Source organism: Streptomyces sp. ADI95-16, assembly GCF_003721495.1.
Taxonomy (GTDB): domain Bacteria; phylum Actinomycetota; class Actinomycetes; order Streptomycetales; family Streptomycetaceae; genus Streptomyces; species Streptomyces goshikiensis.
On sequence record NZ_CP033581.1, the window covers coordinates 6,224,796 to 6,243,534 of the forward strand.

Below are 18,739 nucleotides of genomic sequence, written 5' to 3' on the forward strand. Positions count from 1 at the left end.
GTCGGCGGCGGTGCCCAGCCTGTGTCTCGCGCCCATCATCGCGGGACCGGCGGGCCCGTTCTGGACACTCCGGCCCTGACGGGCCGACAATCACCCTGTGACGTCGAGTTTCGAGATTCCCGCCTTCCCCGCCCCGCGGCTGTCCGATGCGGAGCGCGACCGGGCGCTGAGCCAGCTCAGGGAGGGCGCGGCCCTCGGCAAACTGTCGCACGACACGTTCATGCGGCGCATGGAACTCGCGCTGGTCGCCCGCCGATATGAGGAACTCGCCGTGCTCACGGCCGACCTCGAAGCCCGGCGGGGTTCGGACAGCCCGTGGAGCCGGCGGCTCTTCGGCTGGGTCGGGCGGGCCTCCGCGGTGTCCGTCGGGGTCCGTCGGGCCTGGGCCGCCGAGCGGCTGCCCAAGCTGCTGTTCCCGCATCCGGGCGCCGGGCCGCTGCGGATCGGCCGCGACCCGGGCAACGGGCTGCGGCTCACGCACGAGACGGTCTCGCGGGTGCACGCGGAGCTGAGCCTGCGCGACGGCATGTGGGTGCTCAAGGACCTCGGCTCCACCAACGGCACCACCGTCAACGGGCGCCGGGTGACCGGCTCGGCCGTGGTCCGGGACGGGGACCAGATCGGCTTCGGGCGGGTCACGTACCTGCTGTCCGCCGGCTGAGGCCCGCCGGGTGCCCGGACGGCGGGCCTGCCCGAGCGCCGGTACGGGTGGGACGCGGCGGGCTCGCCGCGCTCGCGGGCCCAGCCGCCCTCGTGGGCTCAGCCGCCCTCAGGGGCCGGGCGTCACCGCCGCGAGCCGTTCGTACGCCGCCAGTACGGTCCGGGACTGGTGCTCCACCTGGGTGGCGACCGGCACCCAGCGGGCCTGGAAGCGGGCCGCGAACTCCTCGCACCAGCCGGTGACCAGGCGGTCCAGCGCGGGCGCCGCCGGATGGTGCCCGGCGCGCAGGACGCGGAGCAGCATCGCCGCGGCGCGCAGCGACAGGCGGCGCCCGAAGGCGTCGATGCTGCCGATGTGCGCGGTGGTGGCCTCGGCGGGGGCGCCGGGGCCCGTCCACTCGGCGGCGACCAGCGGGATCAGGGCCAGTGTCCAGTCCACGGCCCGCAGCAGCGGCGCGGCGGCCGCGCCGTCGTCCCGGAACGCGCCCGGGACCCCGCCCCGTACGGCGGCCACCCGCGCGGCGTCCTCGGTGAGGCGCGCGGCCAGCATCCGCAGGGCCCCGCGCGGGTCGGGGTGCGGGGCCGGGTCGTCCACCAGGTCGGAGGCCCACATGGGGACTTCGACGATCGCGGTGGTGCCGGCGTAGCGGTGCGCGTGGTACCAGGTGCTGAGCCGGGTGTCCTCGGGGTGGAGGGCTGCGGCGGTGTCGGTCACGGGCTCGGGCATGACGAAGATCCCCGGGCCGGGGGAGGGCCAGCCGGCCGCGTCGGACGCGGAGGTCTCCACCGGGATGCGCAGCTCGGCGGCGGATTTGCCGAAGGGCTCGGCGAGGCCCGGTATGTCACGGGTGAGCTGGACCCAGGAGCCGCCGAGGTCGGTGCCGTGGAGGGAGACCTGGAGGACGGGGCGCAGCTCGTCGATGACGGCGGTCAGGGCGCGGGTCTCGGGCGGCAGCCGGTCCGGGGGCAGTAAGGACGGGGCCCACTCGGGCTGTTCGGGGCCGGGCGGCCGGAAGAAGTTCCGGTGGTAGTCGAGCAGGGAGTACGGGAGGGGCGTGCGGTGCAGGGCGGCGCCGTCGGGGTCCGCGCAGAGCAGGAAGTGCCAGCCGCAGCCGGCGCGGGGCGCGGGGTCGCGGATGACGCGGCGGGCGAGGTCGAGGGCGGTGGCGCCGCCGACGGGCTCGTTGGCGTGGGCGCCGGCGACGACGAGCACGTGCCGGGACGCTCGCGCGGGCCGGACGGAGAGCAGCCAGAGCGGGGCCCCGCCCCGGGAGGTCCCGGCCTGCCGCAGCCGGACGAGACCGGGCTCGGCCTCGGCGAGGGCGCGGGCGGCGAGGGCCAGTTCGCGCGGGGTGGGGTAGCGCATGTCAGGGATGAGGGTCACAAGTGATGCCATGCCCGCCGCACATGTCCCCTACTGCTCCGCACGCCCCGCCATTTCCGAAGAAACCCCTGGCCAAAGCCTGTCCCGCCGGGGCCGAGTGGTGGCCGCCGGTCCCGGGTCGGCCCGGCCCGGGCGGGACGCGCCTGCGGCGGCGGGGCCCACGCCTGGCCGGGCTCCCCGGCAGGGGCTCAGCCTTTGCCGAGCCCCCCGCAAGGCCCGGCCGCGCCGGGCGGGGCCGGGGTGCCTTCGGGCCGGCCGGTGTCGAGGGCCCGGTCGGGCGCGTCGGCCGGGGGTGCGGCCGACGCGCCGCCGGGGGTGTCAGTCGGTGCGGAGGAGGGCCAGGGCCGGGGTGAGGTGGAGGAGGGCGGTGAGGGGGGCTTCGGTCTCGTACGTGGTTTTGCGGCCGAGGGGGGTCCAGCGGCCCGGCGGGAGGGGGAGCACCGTGTCGCGCCAGCCGCCCGCCACGGCGAGCCGGTGCGAGAGCCGGGTGGCCACCGCGACGAGCCCCGGCCCCCGGGCGAAGGCCACGCAGTGCTCCGCCGCCGGGCCGCGCGCCGCGAGCGGGGCGTAGCCGGTGAACAGTTCCGGCCGGTCCCGCCGCAGCCGCAGCAGCCCCGCGGTCAGCGCGAGCTTCTCCTCCGCCGGGCCCCGCGGCGCCGCTCCCGCGTCGAGGCGGGCCAGCGCCTCCCGGGGGAAGCGGGCCGGGCGCCGGTTGTCCGGGTCGACCAGGGCCCGGTACTCGGTTTCGGCGCCCTGGTAGACCTCCGGGACCCCCGGCATGGCCAGGTGCAGCAGCGTCATCCCGAGCAGGTTGGCCCGGGCGGCCGCCGCGAACTGCGCGGGCTCCGCCCCGGGGTGGCGGGTCAGCGCCTCGATGCCCGCCTCGTACGCCTCGTCCGGGTCGGTCCAGCTGGTCCGCAGCCCCGCCTCGCGGGCCGCCTTCAGCAGGGCGGCGGCCAGCCGGTCCGCCCGGTCCGGGGCCTCCCCGAGGCCCAGCGCGCTCTGCCGGGCCACCCAGGCGAGCTGCGGGTCCGCCCCGGCCGGCGCCGGTTCGTCCATCAGCCCGGGCAGCTGCGACAGCACCGCGATCCGGGCCCGGACGTCCGCGCTGCGCTTGGTGTCGTGCGTGGACAGCACCGTCCCGGAGGCGGGCCAGTCCCGCTCCAGCTCCGCGCAGTACGCGTGGAACTCCCGCGCCGGCACCGCCGGGTCCCCCGGCTCCCCGCCCACCTCCGTGGCCGACAGCAGCGGGGCGTACCGGTAGAACGCCCGGTCCTCCAGGGATTTCGCCCGCAGGGCCGCCGAGGTCTGGGCGAAGCGCGCCGCGAAGGCCCGGTCCCGCAGCAGGAGGTCCCGTACGTTCGCCACCGCTTCCGCGCCGGCCCGCCCGGCCGCCTCCGCCAGGGCCCGCGGCGCGGGTCCCGGCCCGCCCGGATACGGCCGGTAGACGGGATAGGCGATCAGCAACTCACGCACCGCGTCGCCGAGTTCCGGCCCGGCCAGCCGCTCCAGGGTCGCCAGCTCGGCGGCGAGAGCGACGGTCAGGACCTCCCGCGCGCTGGCCGCCGCCGTCTCCTCCCAGCCGGGCAGGCCGGTGCACTCCCCGTACCGGTCGGCGAGTGCGCGGACGCCCGCCGGGTCGGCGAACAGGCCGTCCACCCGGTGCAGCGCGTCGTAGCCGGTGGTGCCCGCCACGGCCCACCCGGAGGGCAGCCGCTCCGGGCGGGCCAGGATCTTCTCCACCACCACCCAGCAGCCGTCCCCGACGGCCGTCCGCAGCCGCCGCAGGTACTCCTCGGGATCCGCCAGCCCGTCCACGTGGTCGATCCGCAGTCCCTCGGCCACCCCGTCCCGGACCAGCTCCACCACCTTGGCGTGGGTGGCCGCGAACACCCCGGGGTCCTCCACCCGTACCCCGATCAGATCCGAAATGGTGAAGAAGCGGCGGTAGTTGAGTCCCGCCCGGGCCTCCCGCCACCCCGCCGGCCGGTACCACTGCGCGGCCAGCAGCTCCGGCATCGGCAGGCCGGCCGTCCCCGCCCGCAGCGGGAACTCGTGCTCGCCGTGGCGCAGCAGTTCCCCGTCGGCGGCGAACTCGCCGGGGCCGGGGGGACCGGCCAGCACCGGCAGCAGCAGCTGGCCGCCGTTCGCCTCCCAGTCGATGTCGAACCAGCGGGCGTACGGGGAGTGCGGCCCCTCGCGCAGCACCTCCCACAGCGGCCGGTTCAGGCGCAGCGGCCGCGGTACGGCCATGTGGTTCGGGACGATGTCGAGGACGAGGCCCAGCCCGTGTCCCCGGGCGGTCGTCGCCAGGGCCCGCAGCCCCGGCTCGCCGCCGAGCTCCACCCGAACCCGGGTGTGATCGGTGACGTCGTACCCATGGGTGGAGCCGGGCACCGCCTCCAGTACGGGCGAGAGGTGGAGGTGGGAGACGCCGAGCGAGGCGAGGTGGGGTACCGCCGCCTCGGCCGCCGAGAACGGGAACTCGGGGCACAGCTGGAGGCGGTACGTCGAGGTGGGTGACGCCGGGGTGACGGCTGCCGGAACAACGGATTCCGACCGGGGGCGCGCGTACGGCTGGCTCATGAGAACGTACGTACCCACCCAGCCGCATTCCGTGCCATCCCCCCATGCATCCGGGTGATCGCGCCCCCGGGGCAGCGGACCGCCGGCCCCGCTGACGGGGCCGGCGGCGGCGTCGCGGGGTCGCCTACGCCGGGCGCTGGAGCACCACCAGACACCGCCCCGTCAGTGGCACCCGGTCCCCGGCCGCGAACTGCGGCCCGGTGCCGGGCGGCAGTACCTCCCTGCGCGCCGTGTCCACCACCATCCGCCACTGCGCCCCGTGCCCGGCCGGGACCGTGAAGTCCTGCGGATCGGGCCCCGCGTTGAACATCAGCAGGAACGAGTCGTCGGTGATCCGCTCACCGCGGCTGCCCGGCTCGGAGATCGCCTCGCCGTTGAGGAACACCGCCAGCGCCCGCGCGTGCTGCGCCTGCCAGTCCCGGGCCCGCATCTCCTCGCCGTGCGGGGTGAACCAGGCGATGTCGGAGAGCTCGTCGTGCGTGCCCTCCACCGGCCGGCCGTGGAAGAACCGGCGCCGCCGGAACACCGGGTGGTCGCGCCGCAGCCACACCATCTGCCGGGTGAACTCCAGCAGTGCCGGAGCCGGTTTGCCCGGCTCCGGCCAGGTCACCCAGGACAGCTCGTTGTCCTGGCAGTAGGCGTTGTTGTTGCCGCCCTGCGTCCGGGCGAACTCGTCGCCGTGGCTGAGCATCGGCACGCCCTGCGACAGCATCAGCGTCGCCATGAAGTTGCGCATCTGGCGCTCGCGCAGCTCCACGACCTCCGGATCCTCCGTCGGCCCCTCGACCCCGCAGTTCCACGACCGGTTGTGGGTCTCGCCGTCCCGGTTGCCCTCGCGGTTGGCCTCGTTGTGCTTCTCGTCGTACGCGACCAGGTCGTGCAGGGTGAAACCGTCGTGGCAGGTCGTGAAGTTGATGGAGGCCAGCGGCCGCCGCCCGTCGTCCTGGTAGAGGTCCGAGGAGCCGGTCAGCCGTCCCGCGAACTCCGCGAGGGTGCGCGGCTGCCCGCGCCACAGGTCCCGCACGGTGTCCCGGTACTTGCCGTTCCACTCGGTCCACAGCGGCGGGAAGTTGCCCACCTGGTAGCCGCCCTCGCCCAGGTCCCAGGGCTCCGCGATCAGCTTCACCTGGCTGACCACCGGGTCCTGCTGCACCAGGTCGAAGAACGAGGACAGCCGGTCCACCTCGTGGAACTGCCGGGCGAGGGTCGCCGCGAGGTCGAAGCGGAAGCCGTCCACATGCATCTCGGTGACCCAGTACCGCAGCGAGTCCATGATCAGCTGGAGCACGTGCGGGGACCGCATCAGGAGCGAGTTCCCGGTCCCCGTGGTGTCCATGTAGTGCCGCGGATCCTCCGCCAGCCGGTAGTACGAGGCGTTGTCGAGCCCCCGGAAGGACAGCGTCGGCCCCAGGTGGTTGCCCTCGGCCGTGTGGTTGTAGACCACGTCCAGGATCACCTCGATCCCGGCCTCGTGCAGCGCCCGCACCGCCGATTTGAACTCCAGCACCTGCTGGCCCCGGTCGCCCGAGGCGTAGCCGTTGTGCGGGGCGAAGAAGCCGATGGTGTTGTAGCCCCAGTAGTTGCTCAGCCCGTCGTCCACGAGACGGTGGTCGTTGACCGACTGGTGCACCGGCATCAGCTCCAGCGCCGTCACCCCGAGCTTGGTGAGGTGCCCGATGACCGCCGGGTGCGCGAGCGCCCCGTACGTACCGCGCAGCTCCTCCGGCAGATCCGGATGGCGCATGGTCAGGCCCTTGACGTGGGCCTCGTACAGCACCGTGTGGTGGTACTCGTGGCGCGGCGGGCGGTCGTTGGCCCAGTCGAAGTACGGGTTCACGACCACCGAACTCATCGTGTGCGGCGCCGAGTCCAGGTCGTTGCGGGAGTCGGGCCGCCCGAAGTGGTACCCGTACACCTGCTCTCCCCAGTCGACACTGCCCGCGATGGCCCGCGCGTACGGGTCGAGCAGCAGTTTCGCCGCGTTGCACCGCAGCCCGCGCTCGGGCTCGTACGGTCCGTGCACGCGGAAACCGTAGCGCTGGCCCGGCATCACGCCGGGCAGATACGCGTGCCGGACGAAGGCGTCCGTCTCGCGCAGCTCGACGGCGGTCTCCGACCCGTCGTCGTGCAGAAGACACAGCTCAATGCGTCGGGCAGCCTCGGAGTAGACCGCGAAGTTTGTCCCGGCGCCGTCGTACGTGGCACCGAGTGGATACGCCTGTCCCGGCCAGACCTGCATGGATAACGACTCTTCCCCTCTGCGACGGGCTTGATCGGGCGTGGACCACGTCACTGCCAGATCTTCCCCGAAAGAGGGCCTCCAAGCGGGGACTTGGGATGCTCCCACCGGGTGACCCGGAGAGCTGATAGGCGGGTCAGCGGACTATGCGGGCATCGGATAATGGGTCAACGGGCAATCGGCGTAGGGTCCGTCGGGCTGCGTGGGGCCGCGCGCGCGGAGTACCCTTCCGTGATCACTGGAGACGGGCGTCCAGAAGCAGAAGGCGGTGCACGGGTGAGCTCGGGAGGTCTGGAGCTGCCCCCTGGTGACAGCGGTCACGAGGGCGGCCCGGCTGATGCCGCAGGCGGGGCGGCGGGCGGCGGGCCCGCCGGGGTGCCGGCCGGGGCGGTGTCACTGGCCCCCTCGGCCGCCGGGGACGTGCGCACCGGGGCCGAGCTGGACTGGGGCGCGGACGCGTGGAGCGAGGTCCGGACCAGGGCCCAGCGCGCGGGCCGCGCCTACATCTGGCTGAACCTCGTCGAGCAGCGGCTGCGGGCGGTCGTCGGCGCGGTGCTGCGTCCCGTCTACGCGCCGGCGCACGGCCAGGACGACTGGGTGGTCGCGGCCGCCGGGCCCGCCGGGCAGGAGTGGGTGCAGCGCGCCGTGGCGGTCCGCGAGGTCAGCCGGCGCAAGGGCTACCTGCTGGACCCCGCCGACGACAACGTGCTGAGCTTCCTCACGCTGCCGCAGCTGCGGGAGCTGATGGTCCAGCACTGGCCCTGCTTCGAGCCGTACTTCGACGACCGGCGCGAGATCGAGCTGGCCCTGGACGAGCTGGAGGTCACCCGGAACGTGGTCTCCCGCAACCGGGCCCTGTCGCGGGCGGTGCTGGAGCAGGCCGAGCGGGCCTCGGCGCGGCTGCTGGAGGTGCTCGGCGGCGGCGCGGGCGGCCCGGCGGCCGACCGGCTTCCGATCGACGCCGTGGAGGACCTGGTGGGCGACCGGTACGCGGACGTCGTCTCGGTCCACCCCGACCGGGTGCGGCTCCAGCGGCAGCTGCCCGCCGAGGACCTGTTCGGGGGCGCGCGGCGGCTGGACGCCATCGGCATAGGCCTCAACCTGCTGGTGCAGAACTTCTCGGGACGAAGACTCGTCCGGCTCACGGAGGCGGGCTGCCGGGTGCGGCTGCTGTTCCTGAACCCGGCGAGCAGCGCGGTCAAGCGGCGCGAGCGGGAGCTGGGGCTGCGCAAGGGCGAGCTGAGCCGCTCGGTGGAGATGAACATCCTGCACGTGCGCAGGGTGCGGGCGGGGCTGAAGGACCCCTCGCGGTTCGACATCCACGTCTTCGACGAGACCCCGCGGTTCACCGCCTACCTGGTGGAGGGGGAGTCCTCGGGCATCGCGGTGGTCCAGTCGTACCTGCGGCGGGCGCGGGGCATGGAGGCCCCGGTGCTGGTGCTGCGCGGGGGCGGCCGGGGCGCGGCGAAGGACGCGGACCACGGACTTTTCCCGACATACCGGGAGGAATTCGAATCCATGTGGGAGGACTCCCGCCCGGTGTCGTGACTGTCAGTGCCCCGTGTCAGGCTGAAAGTCGTTGACCGGATGGATGTACGGGGGAGGGGCGCGTCATGGCGGCGTGGCACGGGGGAGCACTGGTCGGATTCGACCTGGAGACGACCGGGACGGAGCCGGGGGAGTCGCGGATCGTGACGGCCGCGGTGGTCGAGGTGCGGGGCGGCGAGGTCCGCGAGCGGCGCGGCTGGCTCGCGGATCCGGGGATACCGATCCCGGAACAGGCCTCGGCGATCCACGGGATCAGCACGGCGCGGGCCGTCGCCGAGGGCCGCCCGGTGCGGGAGGTCGCGGAGGAGGTGGCGGCCGCCCTGGTGGAGCACTGGCGGCGGGGCGCGGTGGTCGTCGCCTACAACGCGGCCTTCGACCTGACGCTGCTGTCGGCGGAGCTGGCGCGGCACGGGCTGCCGTCGCTCTCCGACCGGCTGGGCGGAGCGCGGACGGGGCCGGTGGCGGACCCGCTGACCATCGACCGGGCGGTGGACCGCTACCGGCGCGGGAAGCGCACGCTGGAGGCGGTGTGCGGGGTGTACGGGGTCACCCTGGACGACGCGCACGACGCGGGGGCGGACGCGCTGGCCGCGGTCCAGGTGGCCCGGGCGATAGCCGACCGCCACCCCGAGGTGGCCGGCCTCACCCCGGCGGACCTCCACGACCGGCAGGGCACCTGGCACGCCCGCTGGGCCCGCGACTTCCAGTCCTACCTGCGCCGCCAGGGCAGCCCGGACGCGGTGATCGACACGGCCTGGCCCCTGCGCGGCCTCATACCCTCCCAGGCCCGGGCCGACGGGGCGTAGGGCCTGTCCTTCGGATCATGCCGGGCTCGCGGGGTCTGGCACGCACGCTCGCCGCGTTGTCGTCGGTCGCCAACGCTCCGCGTTGACTCCCTCCTCCGCCTTGCGATCGCACGCACCAGGCCCCGCTCCCTGATCCGGCCCGATCCGAAAGACAGGCCCTAGTGACCTGAGTCGGAGGTTTCTCGTTGGTTCGGTATGAGTCGTCCTGGTCCGAAGATTCCGCCGTTGTCGGTGACCGATGCCCAGCGTGTTGTGCTGGAGGGCTGGTTACGTCGTCGTTCGACGGCCCAGGCTCTGGCTCAGCGGTCGCGGATCGTGCTGGAGTGCTCAGACGGCCGCTCGATCATGGAGGTGTCCCGTCGGCTGCGGATCGCTCCGGATACGGTCCGCACCTGGCGGCGGCGTTTCCTGGAGCACGGCTTGGACGGTCTGTGCGACGAGCCCCGGCCGGGTGTACCGCGGAAGATCACCGATGCCGATGTGGAGCGAGTGATCGTCAAGACCCTCGAGGAAACGCCGAAGAACGCCACCCACTGGTCCACCCGCTCGATGGCCGCGGCGACGGGGATGTCACAGTCGAGCATTTCACGGATCTGGCGGGCCTTCGCGCTGGCCCCGCACCGGTCGCAGACGTTCAAGCTGTCCACGGACCCGCTGTTCATCGACAAGGTCCGCGATGTCATCGGTCTTTATCTCGACCCGCCTGAGAAGGCCCTGGTTCTCTGCGTGGACGAGAAGTCGCAGATCCAGGCCTTGGACCGGTCCCAGCCGGTCCTGCCGATGATGCCCGGTGTTCCAGAGCGCCGCAGCCACGACTACATCCGGGCCGGCACCACCACCCTCTTCGCAGCCCTCGAAGTCGCGACCGGCAAGGTGATCGGATCACTGCACCGACGGCACCGGGCCGTCGAGTTCAAGAAGTTTCTGGCCAAGCTCGACAAGGAAGTCCCGGCCGGTCTCCAGGTCCATCTGATCCTGGACAACTACGCGACCCACAAGACGCCGGACGTGAAGAAGTGGCTGCTGGCGCACCCGCGCTTTCACCTGCACTTCACGCCCACGAGCGCGTCCTGGCTGAACCTGGTCGAGCGGTGGTTCGCCGAGCTCACCCAGAAGAAACTCAAGCGTGGAGTCCACCGCTCCGTCCAGGCACTCGAACGCGACATCCGGGCCTGGCTGACCGACTGGAACGACCAACCCAAGCCCTTCGTCTGGACGAAGACCGCCGACGAGATCCTCGACAAAGTCGCCGCCTACTGCCAACGAATCTCTGACTCAGGTCACTAGGCCTGCGGTTGCAGGGTTCGGGGGTCGGCCGGGCGGGGCACGAAGACCGGGGAGTCCGACTGGTAGAAGAGGTCGATGTCGGCCTCCTCGCCGCCGACGATCAGGGTGTCCCAGGCGCCGCTCTCCCGCAGGGTGCGCAGGGTGGCCGGGGCGATCGCGGTGAGGTGGGCGCGGAGTTCCTCGTCCGAGGGCAGGCCCGGCAGCCGGGAGCCCAGCCGGTCGCGGATCTCCGTCATCCGGTCCAGCAGCACCTCCAGGTCGCTCCCGTCCGCGGCGTCGGCGCCCGCTTGCGCGCCGCGCGCGATGATGTCCTTGATGGCGCGGGTGGTGCCCTGGTCGTCGGTGGTCACCATGGCGTTCCAGGCCCGGCTCTTGTGCCGGTACTGGAGCATGGACATGGCCGCCTCGTGCCGGATGAAGTCGGCATCGCGCAGCGGCTTGCCCTGCCAGGCGCGGCTGAGCGAGCGGGCCAGTGAAGTGGCCGAGGCGAGGCCGCTGTTGAGTCCACGGCCCGGCCAGAAGTGGATGGCGTTGGCCGCGTCCCCCAGCAGGAAGCCGTAGGTGCCGGGGGTGGTCGCGGTCGGCCGGTGCAACTGCGCGGTGAACCGCGGGCGCTGCACCATGTCGAGGCGGAACGAGGTGATCGCCGACAGGTCGTCCTCGGCCACGCCGAAGAGGTTCAGGCCCTGCCGGATCTCCTTCCACAGCGGCGAACCGCGCAGCAGGGCGGGAAGGAAGAGAGTGCCGTGCGTGGGGCAGCGGAACTCGTTGTCCTCCTCCTGCCGGCTCATCAGGCAGGGCCGGGCGGCGATGCACTCCTCGAAGACGTGGCGGACCGGGTCGATGCCGATGACGTTCTTGGCCTCCTCCCGGGTGAGCCGCATGTTCAGGAAACCCTCGCCGCGCAGCGAGTTGAGGAGGAATCGGTTCTGCGACACGGTGAGCAGCACGCTCATCGGGTCCGGCAGCCTCGACTTGACCCGCAGGCCGAGCACGACGTCCTGAAGGTGCTCGCCGTCGAGGGAGTAGATCGAGGCGTCGGCCGCGCCGAAGCGGTCGGCGTAGTGCTCGCGGGTACGGGAGCGGCCGCCCTCGCAGACCACCAGGACGTGCTCCTGGGCGAGCCGGTCCCGCTGCTCCGTCACGTCGAACCGCTCGGGGACCAGGCGGATCGCCGGCCTGTGGTTCGCCAGGTCCAGCAGGCGGTCCTCGATGTGGGCGATCCGGATGTTGCGGGGCGGCCGGCCGTCGACCGAGTCGGGGCCGACGGGCCACATCTCGGAGTAGGCGGTGTCGTCGTCGAACAGCGCGCCGAGGACCTCCTCGGACAGGGCGAGGTACTGCCGGCTCTGAACGGTCACCACCTGCTGGCGGCGGAAGTTGCCCTGGGTCTCGTCCTTCCAGACGACCGCGGAGCCCTTCCTGGTCCAGCGTCCGTCGTAGAGGGTGACGGCCGTCCGGCCGGGCAGCATCTCGTCGAGGGCCAGCGCGAAGGCGAGGCCCACCGGGCCGCCGCCGGTGATGGTGACCCGCAGCGTGCCGGGGTCCGTGGTGCTCGCCCGGGGGACGGCCATGAGGGAGAGGTCCATGACCGTCTCCATGCAGTCCTGCGCCTCATAGAGAAACGTTTCGTCACCGATCCGGACGCAGTCGTTCGGACGCAGCACGTGCCGGGTGACGCGCTGGTCGTTGACGAACGTGCCGTTGCGGCTGTCCCGGTCGTAGAGGACGAACCCGGGGTCCTCCGTGACGATCTCGGCGTGCAGCCGGGAGGCGCTGGGGCTCACGATCACGACGCCGTTGTCGCTCTTGCGCCCGAAGCTGAGGGGCTCGCTGCCCAGGACCACGCTCTGTCCGGTGAACGGACCCGTGCGCCCGACGATGACCGATGGCACTGCACACCCCTTGAAAATGACGCCGCGATACCTCGTACGACTTCCTCGTACGACTGCAACACGTCATCGAGAAGGTGTTCGGTTCAACCATTTCTGAGAATCTTTCGAGTACCGCTGAACCCGGGGCCCGGTCCGTACGTGATGTTCTCGTCGGCCGGCGACAAGAGGAGACCGCCCCCATGCACAGCGAGGAAAACGAGACCGTGACGGAGACCGCGCTCGCGGCCACCAGCGAGGTAACCAGTGCGGTGACCAGTGCGGTGACCAGGGTGGATACCGCCACCACCGTGGCCGCGCCGGGCGGGGAGGGCGGGGAACGGCTCGTCGCGGGCCGCTACCGGCTGCTGTCGCGGCTCGGCGAAGGCGGGATGGGCACCGTGTGGCGGGCCCGCGACGAGACCCTGCACCGGGAGGTCGCCGTCAAGGAGGTACGGGCCCCGGCCGGACTGGGGGCCGGTGACATCGCGCGCATGTACAGCCGCCTGGAGCGGGAGGCGTGGGCGGCCGCCCGCATACCCGACCGCAATGTGGTCACCGTCCATGACGTGGTCACGGAGGACGAACGGCCCTGGATCGTGATGGAACTGGTCCGGGGGCGGTCACTGGCCGATCTGCTGCGGGCCGAAGGGCCGCTCACCCCGCGGCACGCCGCGCACATCGGCGCCGAAGTGCTGAGCGCGCTGCGCGCCGCGCACGCCGTCGGTGTGGAGCACCGGGACGTGAAGCCGGCGAACGTGCTGATCGCGCAGGACGGCCGGGTGGTGCTCAGCGACTTCGGGATCGCGATGGTCGAGGGCAGCACCGCCCTGACGATGACCGGCGAGGTGGTCGGTTCCCCCGAGTACCTGCCGCCGGAGCGGGCGCTGGGCCGCCCCTCGGGCCCCGAGTCCGACCTGTGGTCCCTCGGCGTGATGCTTTACGCGGCCGTGGAGGGGATCTCCCCGTTCCGGCAGGGCACCGCGCTGAGCACCCTGCGGGCCGTCGTGGACGAGGAACCGCCGGAGCCGACCCGGGCCGGCCCACTCGCGCCGGTCATCGCCGGGCTGCTCCGCAAGGAGCCGGCGCAGCGGACCCCGGCCGCCGAAGTGGCGGAGGCCCTGCGGGACATCGCGCACGAACCGGACGCCACGACGGCAGCCTCCCGTGTCCTCCCGACCCCCACCCCGCAGCCCGCTACGGCCACGGCCCCCGTCACTGTCCCCGTACCCGTCCCCGTCCCGGAGGAAGCGTCGACCACGGCAGCGGTCACCTCGGAAGCGGCGCCCGCAGCGGAGGCGCCCGCAGCGGAGGCGCCCACGGCAGCGGCCACCACGGCAGCAGCACCCACGGCAGCGGCGCCCGCCGTGCCCACGGCCGTCGCGCCCGCGGCCGCCGTCCCGGGCCGCAAGAGCCGTACGGCGGTCGTGGTCGCCGCCGGGGCGGCCGCCTGCGTACTGATCGCCGGCGGGCTCGCCTACGCACTCACCGGCAACGACGAGGACGCCTCGCCCGGTTCGGGCGTACGGGTGACGGTGGCGGGCACGAACACGACCTACACCGGGAGCTGCCCGACCCCCGAGGGCCGGGCGCCCGCGTTCACCGCGACCTTCACCGCGCCCGAGCCGACCCTGATCTCCTACCGCTGGGTGTCGGGAGACGGCTCCGTGGTGGATCCCCACTGGCGCACCTTGTCGATCGGGGACAAGACCAACCCCACGGGGCACGACACCGTGCGCCTGACGACCTACACGAAGGCGGGCACCCTGACCACCGGGATGGCCGTGGAACTCCAGAGCCCCACCCGCACCCTCTCCAACCCGGTCCCCTTCTCGATCACCTGCACCCGCTGAAGCCCCCCACCCGGCCGGTCACAGCCGGCCGGCGTCGGTGCGCAGGGACTCCACGGCCCGGGACAGGCTGGACGCGGCGTGCCCCGCACGGACCTGGTCGTCGAAGAGCCGGAGCAGCGGCGCCAGCAGGTCCGTCGGCAGCCCCTGCGCCTCCGTGGCGGCGAGGATGTTCCGCAGCCCCACCGCGTTGATCTCCAGGTTGGAGGTGGTGGTGCCGTATTCCCGGTCGTCGATCTCCCGCGCGAAGGCCGGGAGCGCGTCGGCGGCCGCCGTCAGCCACCGGACCAGCGGGCGGGTCAGCTCCGCCGCGCCGATCCCGGCCGTGCCGGCCAGCGCCACCGCCTGGAAGAACCCGGAGAACATCCCGTACATGCCGCTCAGCAGGGCGGTGTCGTACACGGAGGAGAGCTCGGCGGCCGGACCGACGAGGCTGCCCTCGCCGATCGCGTCGAGGACCGTGCGGTAGGTCCCGAACGCCGCTTCGTCGCCGCTGTACAGGACGAACGCGGCGGAGGTGCCGATGGTCTGCGGCACCGCGTAGACCGCGCCGTCGAGGTAGGCGGCCCGCTGATCGGCCACCCAGGCGCCGAGGGCGCGCGCGGCCGACGGCGTTCCGGTGGTCAGGTTGACGACCGTACGCCCCTTCAGTTCCCCGGCCGCCGGCAACAGCAGCTCGCGGACCGTGTCGTAGTCCAGTACCGCGACGACGACGAGTTCTCCCGCCGCCACGGCATCGGCGGGCGTGGCCGCGAGGGATGCCCCACGGGCCACGAGGCCGTCGGCCCTGCCCGCGGATCGGTTCCAGACCGTCGTGGGATGGCCCTCCTTCAGGAAGGTCTCGGCCAGCGCCCGGCCGAGGTTGCCCAGGCCGATGACGCTGACCGGAACCCTGTGCGTCGCGGTGGTTTCGCTCATGACTGATCTCTCCTCGCGTCGGTGGTGCCGTCGAACAGGCCCCACCCTGCGCGTCGGTGCTGCCGTTCGGCTGTCGCTCCACTGCCGGTCCGCTGCCGGTCGCCGGTCGGCTGCCCACGGGCCGCCGACCCAGGACCTAGGCTGATCGGCATGCGCGTGGGGGTTCTGGGGCCGCTGATGGTGTGGACGGGCGACGGCGAGCCGGTGACCGTGACCGGAGCGCGGGCGCGCAGGCTGCTCGCCCGGCTGCTCGTCGAACCGGGCCGCCCCGTCTCCGTCGACCGGCTGGTGGACGCGCTGTGGAGCGGACCCGACGCCGCGATGCCCCGCCACCCGTACGCGAGCCTCCAGGGGCAGGTCTCCCGGCTGCGCGCCGCTCTCCGCCGCGCCGCGCCGTCGGACGGCCGCGGGCCGCTGCTCCACGACGCGAGCGGATACCGCCTGGAGTTCGCGCCGGGGGAACTCGAACTCGACGCGCGGCGGTTCGCCGAGCTGGTCGCCCGGGCCCGTGAGCGGGAGGCGGGCCCGGCTCCCCGCGCCCGTGCCGAACTGCTGGGCGAGGCCCTTTCCCTGTGGCGCGGTGAGGCGTACGCGGGCCACACCGACGACCCGGCCGCCGGTGCCGCGGCCGCTCGACTGGAGGAAGAACGCCTCTCCGTGCGCGAGGAGTTGCTCGGCCTGCGGGTGTCCCTGGGCGAGCAGCACGCCGTCCTCGGCGAGATCGACCAGCTCGTCGCGGCCCATCCGCTGCGCGAGCGACTGCGCGCGGTCCAGCTGCGGGCGCTGTACCGGGCCGGCCGCCAGACGGAGGCGCTGGAGAGCTACGAGGTCCTGCGCGGCAGACTCGCCCGGGACCTCGGGCTGGACCCCGGACGGGAGCTGACGGAGCTGCGGCAGGCGATCCTGCGGCAGGACGCCGACCTTGAGCCCCCGGCTGAGCCCCCGGCCCGGCGGGCGGACCCCGATGGTGTGGCGGCGGCAACCGGGTCCGTCCCGCCGGCCTCGCCGGTCGATACCGAGGGCGGGGCGGGCGGACGGCTGCCCCAGCCGCTCACCCGCCTCGTCGGGCGCGGCGCGGACCTCGCCGCCGTCCGCGCCCTGTCGGCCCACTCCCGGCTGGTCACCCTCACCGGACCCGGCGGCGTGGGCAAGACCCGGCTGGCGCTCGAATGCGCCGGCCGGGCGTCCGCCCGCCACCGGGACGGAGCGTGGCTGGTCGAGCTCGCACCGCTCCCCGCGGGAGCTCCGGCCGATGCCGTGGCCGGGGCGGTACTGCGGACCCTGGGCGTGCGCAGGCCCGACGGTGAACAGCCCGACGCGGTACGGCTGCTCGTCGGCGCTCTCCGGGAGCGGAGCCTCCTGCTCCTGCTCGACAACTGCGAGCACCTGTCCGACGCCGTGGCCGAGGTGCTGGAAGCCGTACTTCCGCAGGCGCCCGGGCTGTCCGTGCTGGCCACCGGCCAGGAGCCGCTCGCCCTGGCGGGGGAGGCGGTGCACCCGCTGGCGCCCCTCGCGCCCGCCGATGCCGTCGCCCTGTTCACGGCCCGCGCCGCCCTCCCGCCGCACGACACGGCCACCGACGCGGACACGGCGGCGGTCCGGGCCCTGTGCGCCCGGCTCGACGGGCTCCCCCTCGCCCTGGAACTGGCCGCCGCCCGCGCGCGGGCCCTGGGCGTGCACGGCCTGCTCGCCGGACTCGACGACCGGTTCGCCCTCCTGTCGCGGGGGCTGCGCGGAGTGCCCCCGCGGCAGCGGACGTTGCGCGCGGTGATCGACTGGAGCTGGGCGCTGCTCGGCGGCGCGGAGGAGGCGGTACTGCGCCGGTTGTCCGTACACGGCGGTGACGCCTCCGTGGAGGCCGCGCGCGTCGTGTGCGCGGGCGGGGGCGCGGCCGCCGGTACGGCCGCGGGCGGGGGCGCGGCCGCCGAACTGAGCCCGGACGTGCCTGAACACCGCGTGCCGCTGCTGCTGGACCGCCTCGTGGAGCGCTCGCTCGTGGTCCTGGTCGACCGGCCGGAGGGTGGCCGCCGCTACCGGCTGCTGGAATCCGTCAAGGACTACGCCCGGGAGCGGCTGCGCGAGGCCGGTGAGGAGGCCGACACCCGCGCCCGGCACGGTACGTACTACCGGGAACTCGCGCTACGGGCCGAGCCGTTGCTGCGCGGCCCCCACCAACGGCTCTGGCTCGCCCGGCTCGACGCCGCCGAGGCGGAGCTGTACCCGGCGGCCGAGGAAGCGCTGGCGCACGGCCGGGTGGTACCGGCCCTGCGCGCGGCACGGGCCCTGGCCCGGTACTGGCTGCTGCGCGGCAGGCCCGCGGAGGGCGGCCGCCTGCTCGACGCCTGCCTCGCGGCGGAGCGCGACCGGCTCGCGCCTCCCGCCGGGCCGGGCGGTGATCCGTACGCGGGGGAGCGGGTCACCGCCGTGGCACTGGCGACGGCCTGGCGGGCCGGTCTGAGCGTGTGGGAAGGCGCACCGGCGGCCGCCGGGGGACCGCTGCGGAGCGCGGCCGCCGCCCTCGACGCGCGGGAGGTGGCGGACCACGACCCGCTGGGCCACGCCCACGCCCTGTGGTTCCTGGCCGCCGCGCAGATGGGCGCGGGAGACGTACCCACGGGCGAGGAACTCGCCGACCGGGCGCTGCTCGCGGCCGAGGGGCTCGGCGACGCCTGGGGGACCGCCGCCGCGCTGAGCGTGCGCGCCCGGCACGCCCTCGCCCACGGCGACCTGGCCGCGGTACGCCGCGACGCGGAGCGGGGCGCGCGGCTGTTCCGCCGACTCGGCGACCAGTGGGGCCTGTCGCAGACCTTCTTCCCCCGCGCCGCGCTGCACGAGATCGCGGGCGAGTATCGGGAGGCGGCCCGGCTGCACGAGGAGGGGCTGGCCATCGCCCAGGAGCTCGGGCTGCGGAGCGAGGCCGGGAAGCGGCTGTGCGCACTGGGCCGGCTGGCCTTCCTGGAGGGCGCGTACGAGGAGAGCCGGCAGCGGCATGCGGAAGCCCTGCGGCTCGCCGCGGAACAGGGCCACCGGGCCGGGGAGGCCGACGCCCGGATCGGACTCGGCATGGTCGCCCGGCGCACCGGTGACCTCGCCGCCGCCGAGGAGCACATGCGGGCGGTACTGACCTGGTTCCGGGACTCCGGCTACGCACCGGGTACGACGCTCGCCCTCGCCGAACTCGGCTTCACGGCCGAACTGCGGGGGGACGCGGACCGTGCCCGGGCCCTGCACGCCGAAGGACTGGCGGCCGCGCGGGCGCTGGGTGACGTACGTGCCGTGGCGCTGGCCCTGGAGGGGCTGGCGGGCGCCGCGGCGGCGGGCGGCGAACCCGAGCGGGCGGCCGGGCTGCTCGGCGCCGCCCGGACGGCCCGTGCTTCGGCCGGTGCCCCGCTGCCGCCCGCCGAACGGCACGACGTGGACCGCACCTGGTCGGCCTGCCGCTCCGCCCTGGGCCCCGCGGCGGCCGACGCCGCGTTCGCCCACGGCGCGACACACCCGACCGAGGCCGAACCGGCTCATGGGCCGGCGGTGAGTTGCGCCGCTTCCTGGTCGAAGTAGGCGTTCAGGTACCGGTCGGCGTCGAGGAGCAG

General features: G+C 74.1%; 11 protein-coding genes. 6 read left to right on the plus strand and 5 right to left on the minus strand.

The features are described 5' to 3' along the window. Window positions 1-97 precede the first annotated feature (97 nt). A complete protein-coding gene (locus EES41_RS27865; RefSeq protein ID WP_037798337.1) occupies window positions 98-661 on the plus strand; it encodes a DUF1707 and FHA domain-containing protein in 564 nt (187 codons plus the stop codon). A 108-nt stretch (window positions 662-769) separates the two neighbouring features. Here the strand turns inward: EES41_RS27865 and EES41_RS27870 are convergent, their stop codons facing one another. The 3 genes from EES41_RS27870 to glgX form a co-directional block, all read right to left on the minus strand. Then, window positions 770-2,044, minus strand: a complete 1,275-nt coding sequence (locus EES41_RS27870) for a M14 family zinc carboxypeptidase (RefSeq protein ID WP_123080798.1) — start codon at window positions 2,042-2,044, stop codon at window positions 770-772. A gap of 318 nt (window positions 2,045-2,362) precedes the next feature. Continuing rightward, window positions 2,363-4,630 carry a malto-oligosyltrehalose synthase gene (gene treY / locus EES41_RS27875; RefSeq protein WP_123080799.1) on the minus strand — a complete coding sequence of 756 codons (2,268 nt, stop codon included), beginning with the start codon at window positions 4,628-4,630 and terminating at the stop codon, window positions 2,363-2,365. 124 nt (window positions 4,631-4,754) lie between these two features. Beyond that, a complete protein-coding gene (glgX, locus tag EES41_RS27880) occupies window positions 4,755-6,869 on the minus strand; it encodes a glycogen debranching protein GlgX (RefSeq protein ID WP_123080800.1) in 2,115 nt (704 codons plus the stop codon). A gap of 276 nt (window positions 6,870-7,145) precedes the next feature. Here glgX and EES41_RS27885 point away from each other — a divergent pair, with 276 nt between their 5' ends. The 3 genes from EES41_RS27885 (at window position 7,146) to EES41_RS27900 (ending at window position 10,510) form a co-directional block, all read left to right on the plus strand. Beyond that, complete coding sequence (locus EES41_RS27885; protein WP_123080801.1) at window positions 7,146-8,417, plus strand: SAV2148 family HEPN domain-containing protein; 1,272 nt, start codon at window positions 7,146-7,148, stop codon at window positions 8,415-8,417. Between the two features lie 65 nt (window positions 8,418-8,482). Beyond that, a complete protein-coding gene (locus EES41_RS27890) occupies window positions 8,483-9,223 on the plus strand; it encodes a 3'-5' exonuclease (RefSeq protein WP_123080802.1) in 741 nt (246 codons plus the stop codon). Window positions 9,224-9,418: 195 nt separating this feature from the next. Next, the gene (locus EES41_RS27900; RefSeq protein WP_123079884.1) at window positions 9,419-10,510 is read left to right on the plus strand and encodes an IS630 family transposase; all 1,092 of its coding nucleotides are present in this window, start codon (window positions 9,419-9,421) and stop codon (window positions 10,508-10,510) included. On the opposite strand, the gene EES41_RS27905 is transcribed toward EES41_RS27900, so the two are convergent. Next, window positions 10,507-12,405 (minus strand): FHA domain-containing protein, encoded by a 1,899-nt coding sequence (locus EES41_RS27905; protein WP_123080803.1) that lies wholly within the window; start codon window positions 12,403-12,405, stop codon window positions 10,507-10,509. The two genes, EES41_RS27900 and EES41_RS27905, sit on opposite strands and share 4 nt — an antisense overlap. Window positions 12,406-12,773: 368 nt before the next feature. On the opposite strand from EES41_RS27905, the gene EES41_RS27910 reads away from it, so the two are divergent. Further along, on the plus strand, window positions 12,774-14,234 hold the full coding sequence (locus EES41_RS27910) for a serine/threonine-protein kinase (RefSeq protein ID WP_254211797.1): 1,461 nt from the start codon (window positions 12,774-12,776) through the stop codon (window positions 14,232-14,234). Between the two features lie 18 nt (window positions 14,235-14,252). Here the strand turns inward: EES41_RS27910 and EES41_RS27915 are convergent, their stop codons facing one another. Beyond that, entirely contained in the window at window positions 14,253-15,149 is an 897-nt protein-coding gene (locus EES41_RS27915) for an NAD(P)-dependent oxidoreductase (RefSeq protein ID WP_123080805.1), read from the minus strand. A 150-nt stretch (window positions 15,150-15,299) separates the two neighbouring features. On the opposite strand from EES41_RS27915, the gene EES41_RS27920 reads away from it, so the two are divergent. Continuing rightward, window positions 15,300-18,707, plus strand: a complete 3,408-nt coding sequence (locus EES41_RS27920) for a BTAD domain-containing putative transcriptional regulator (RefSeq protein WP_123080806.1) — start codon at window positions 15,300-15,302, stop codon at window positions 18,705-18,707. The last annotated feature ends 32 nt before the right edge of the window (window positions 18,708-18,739 follow it).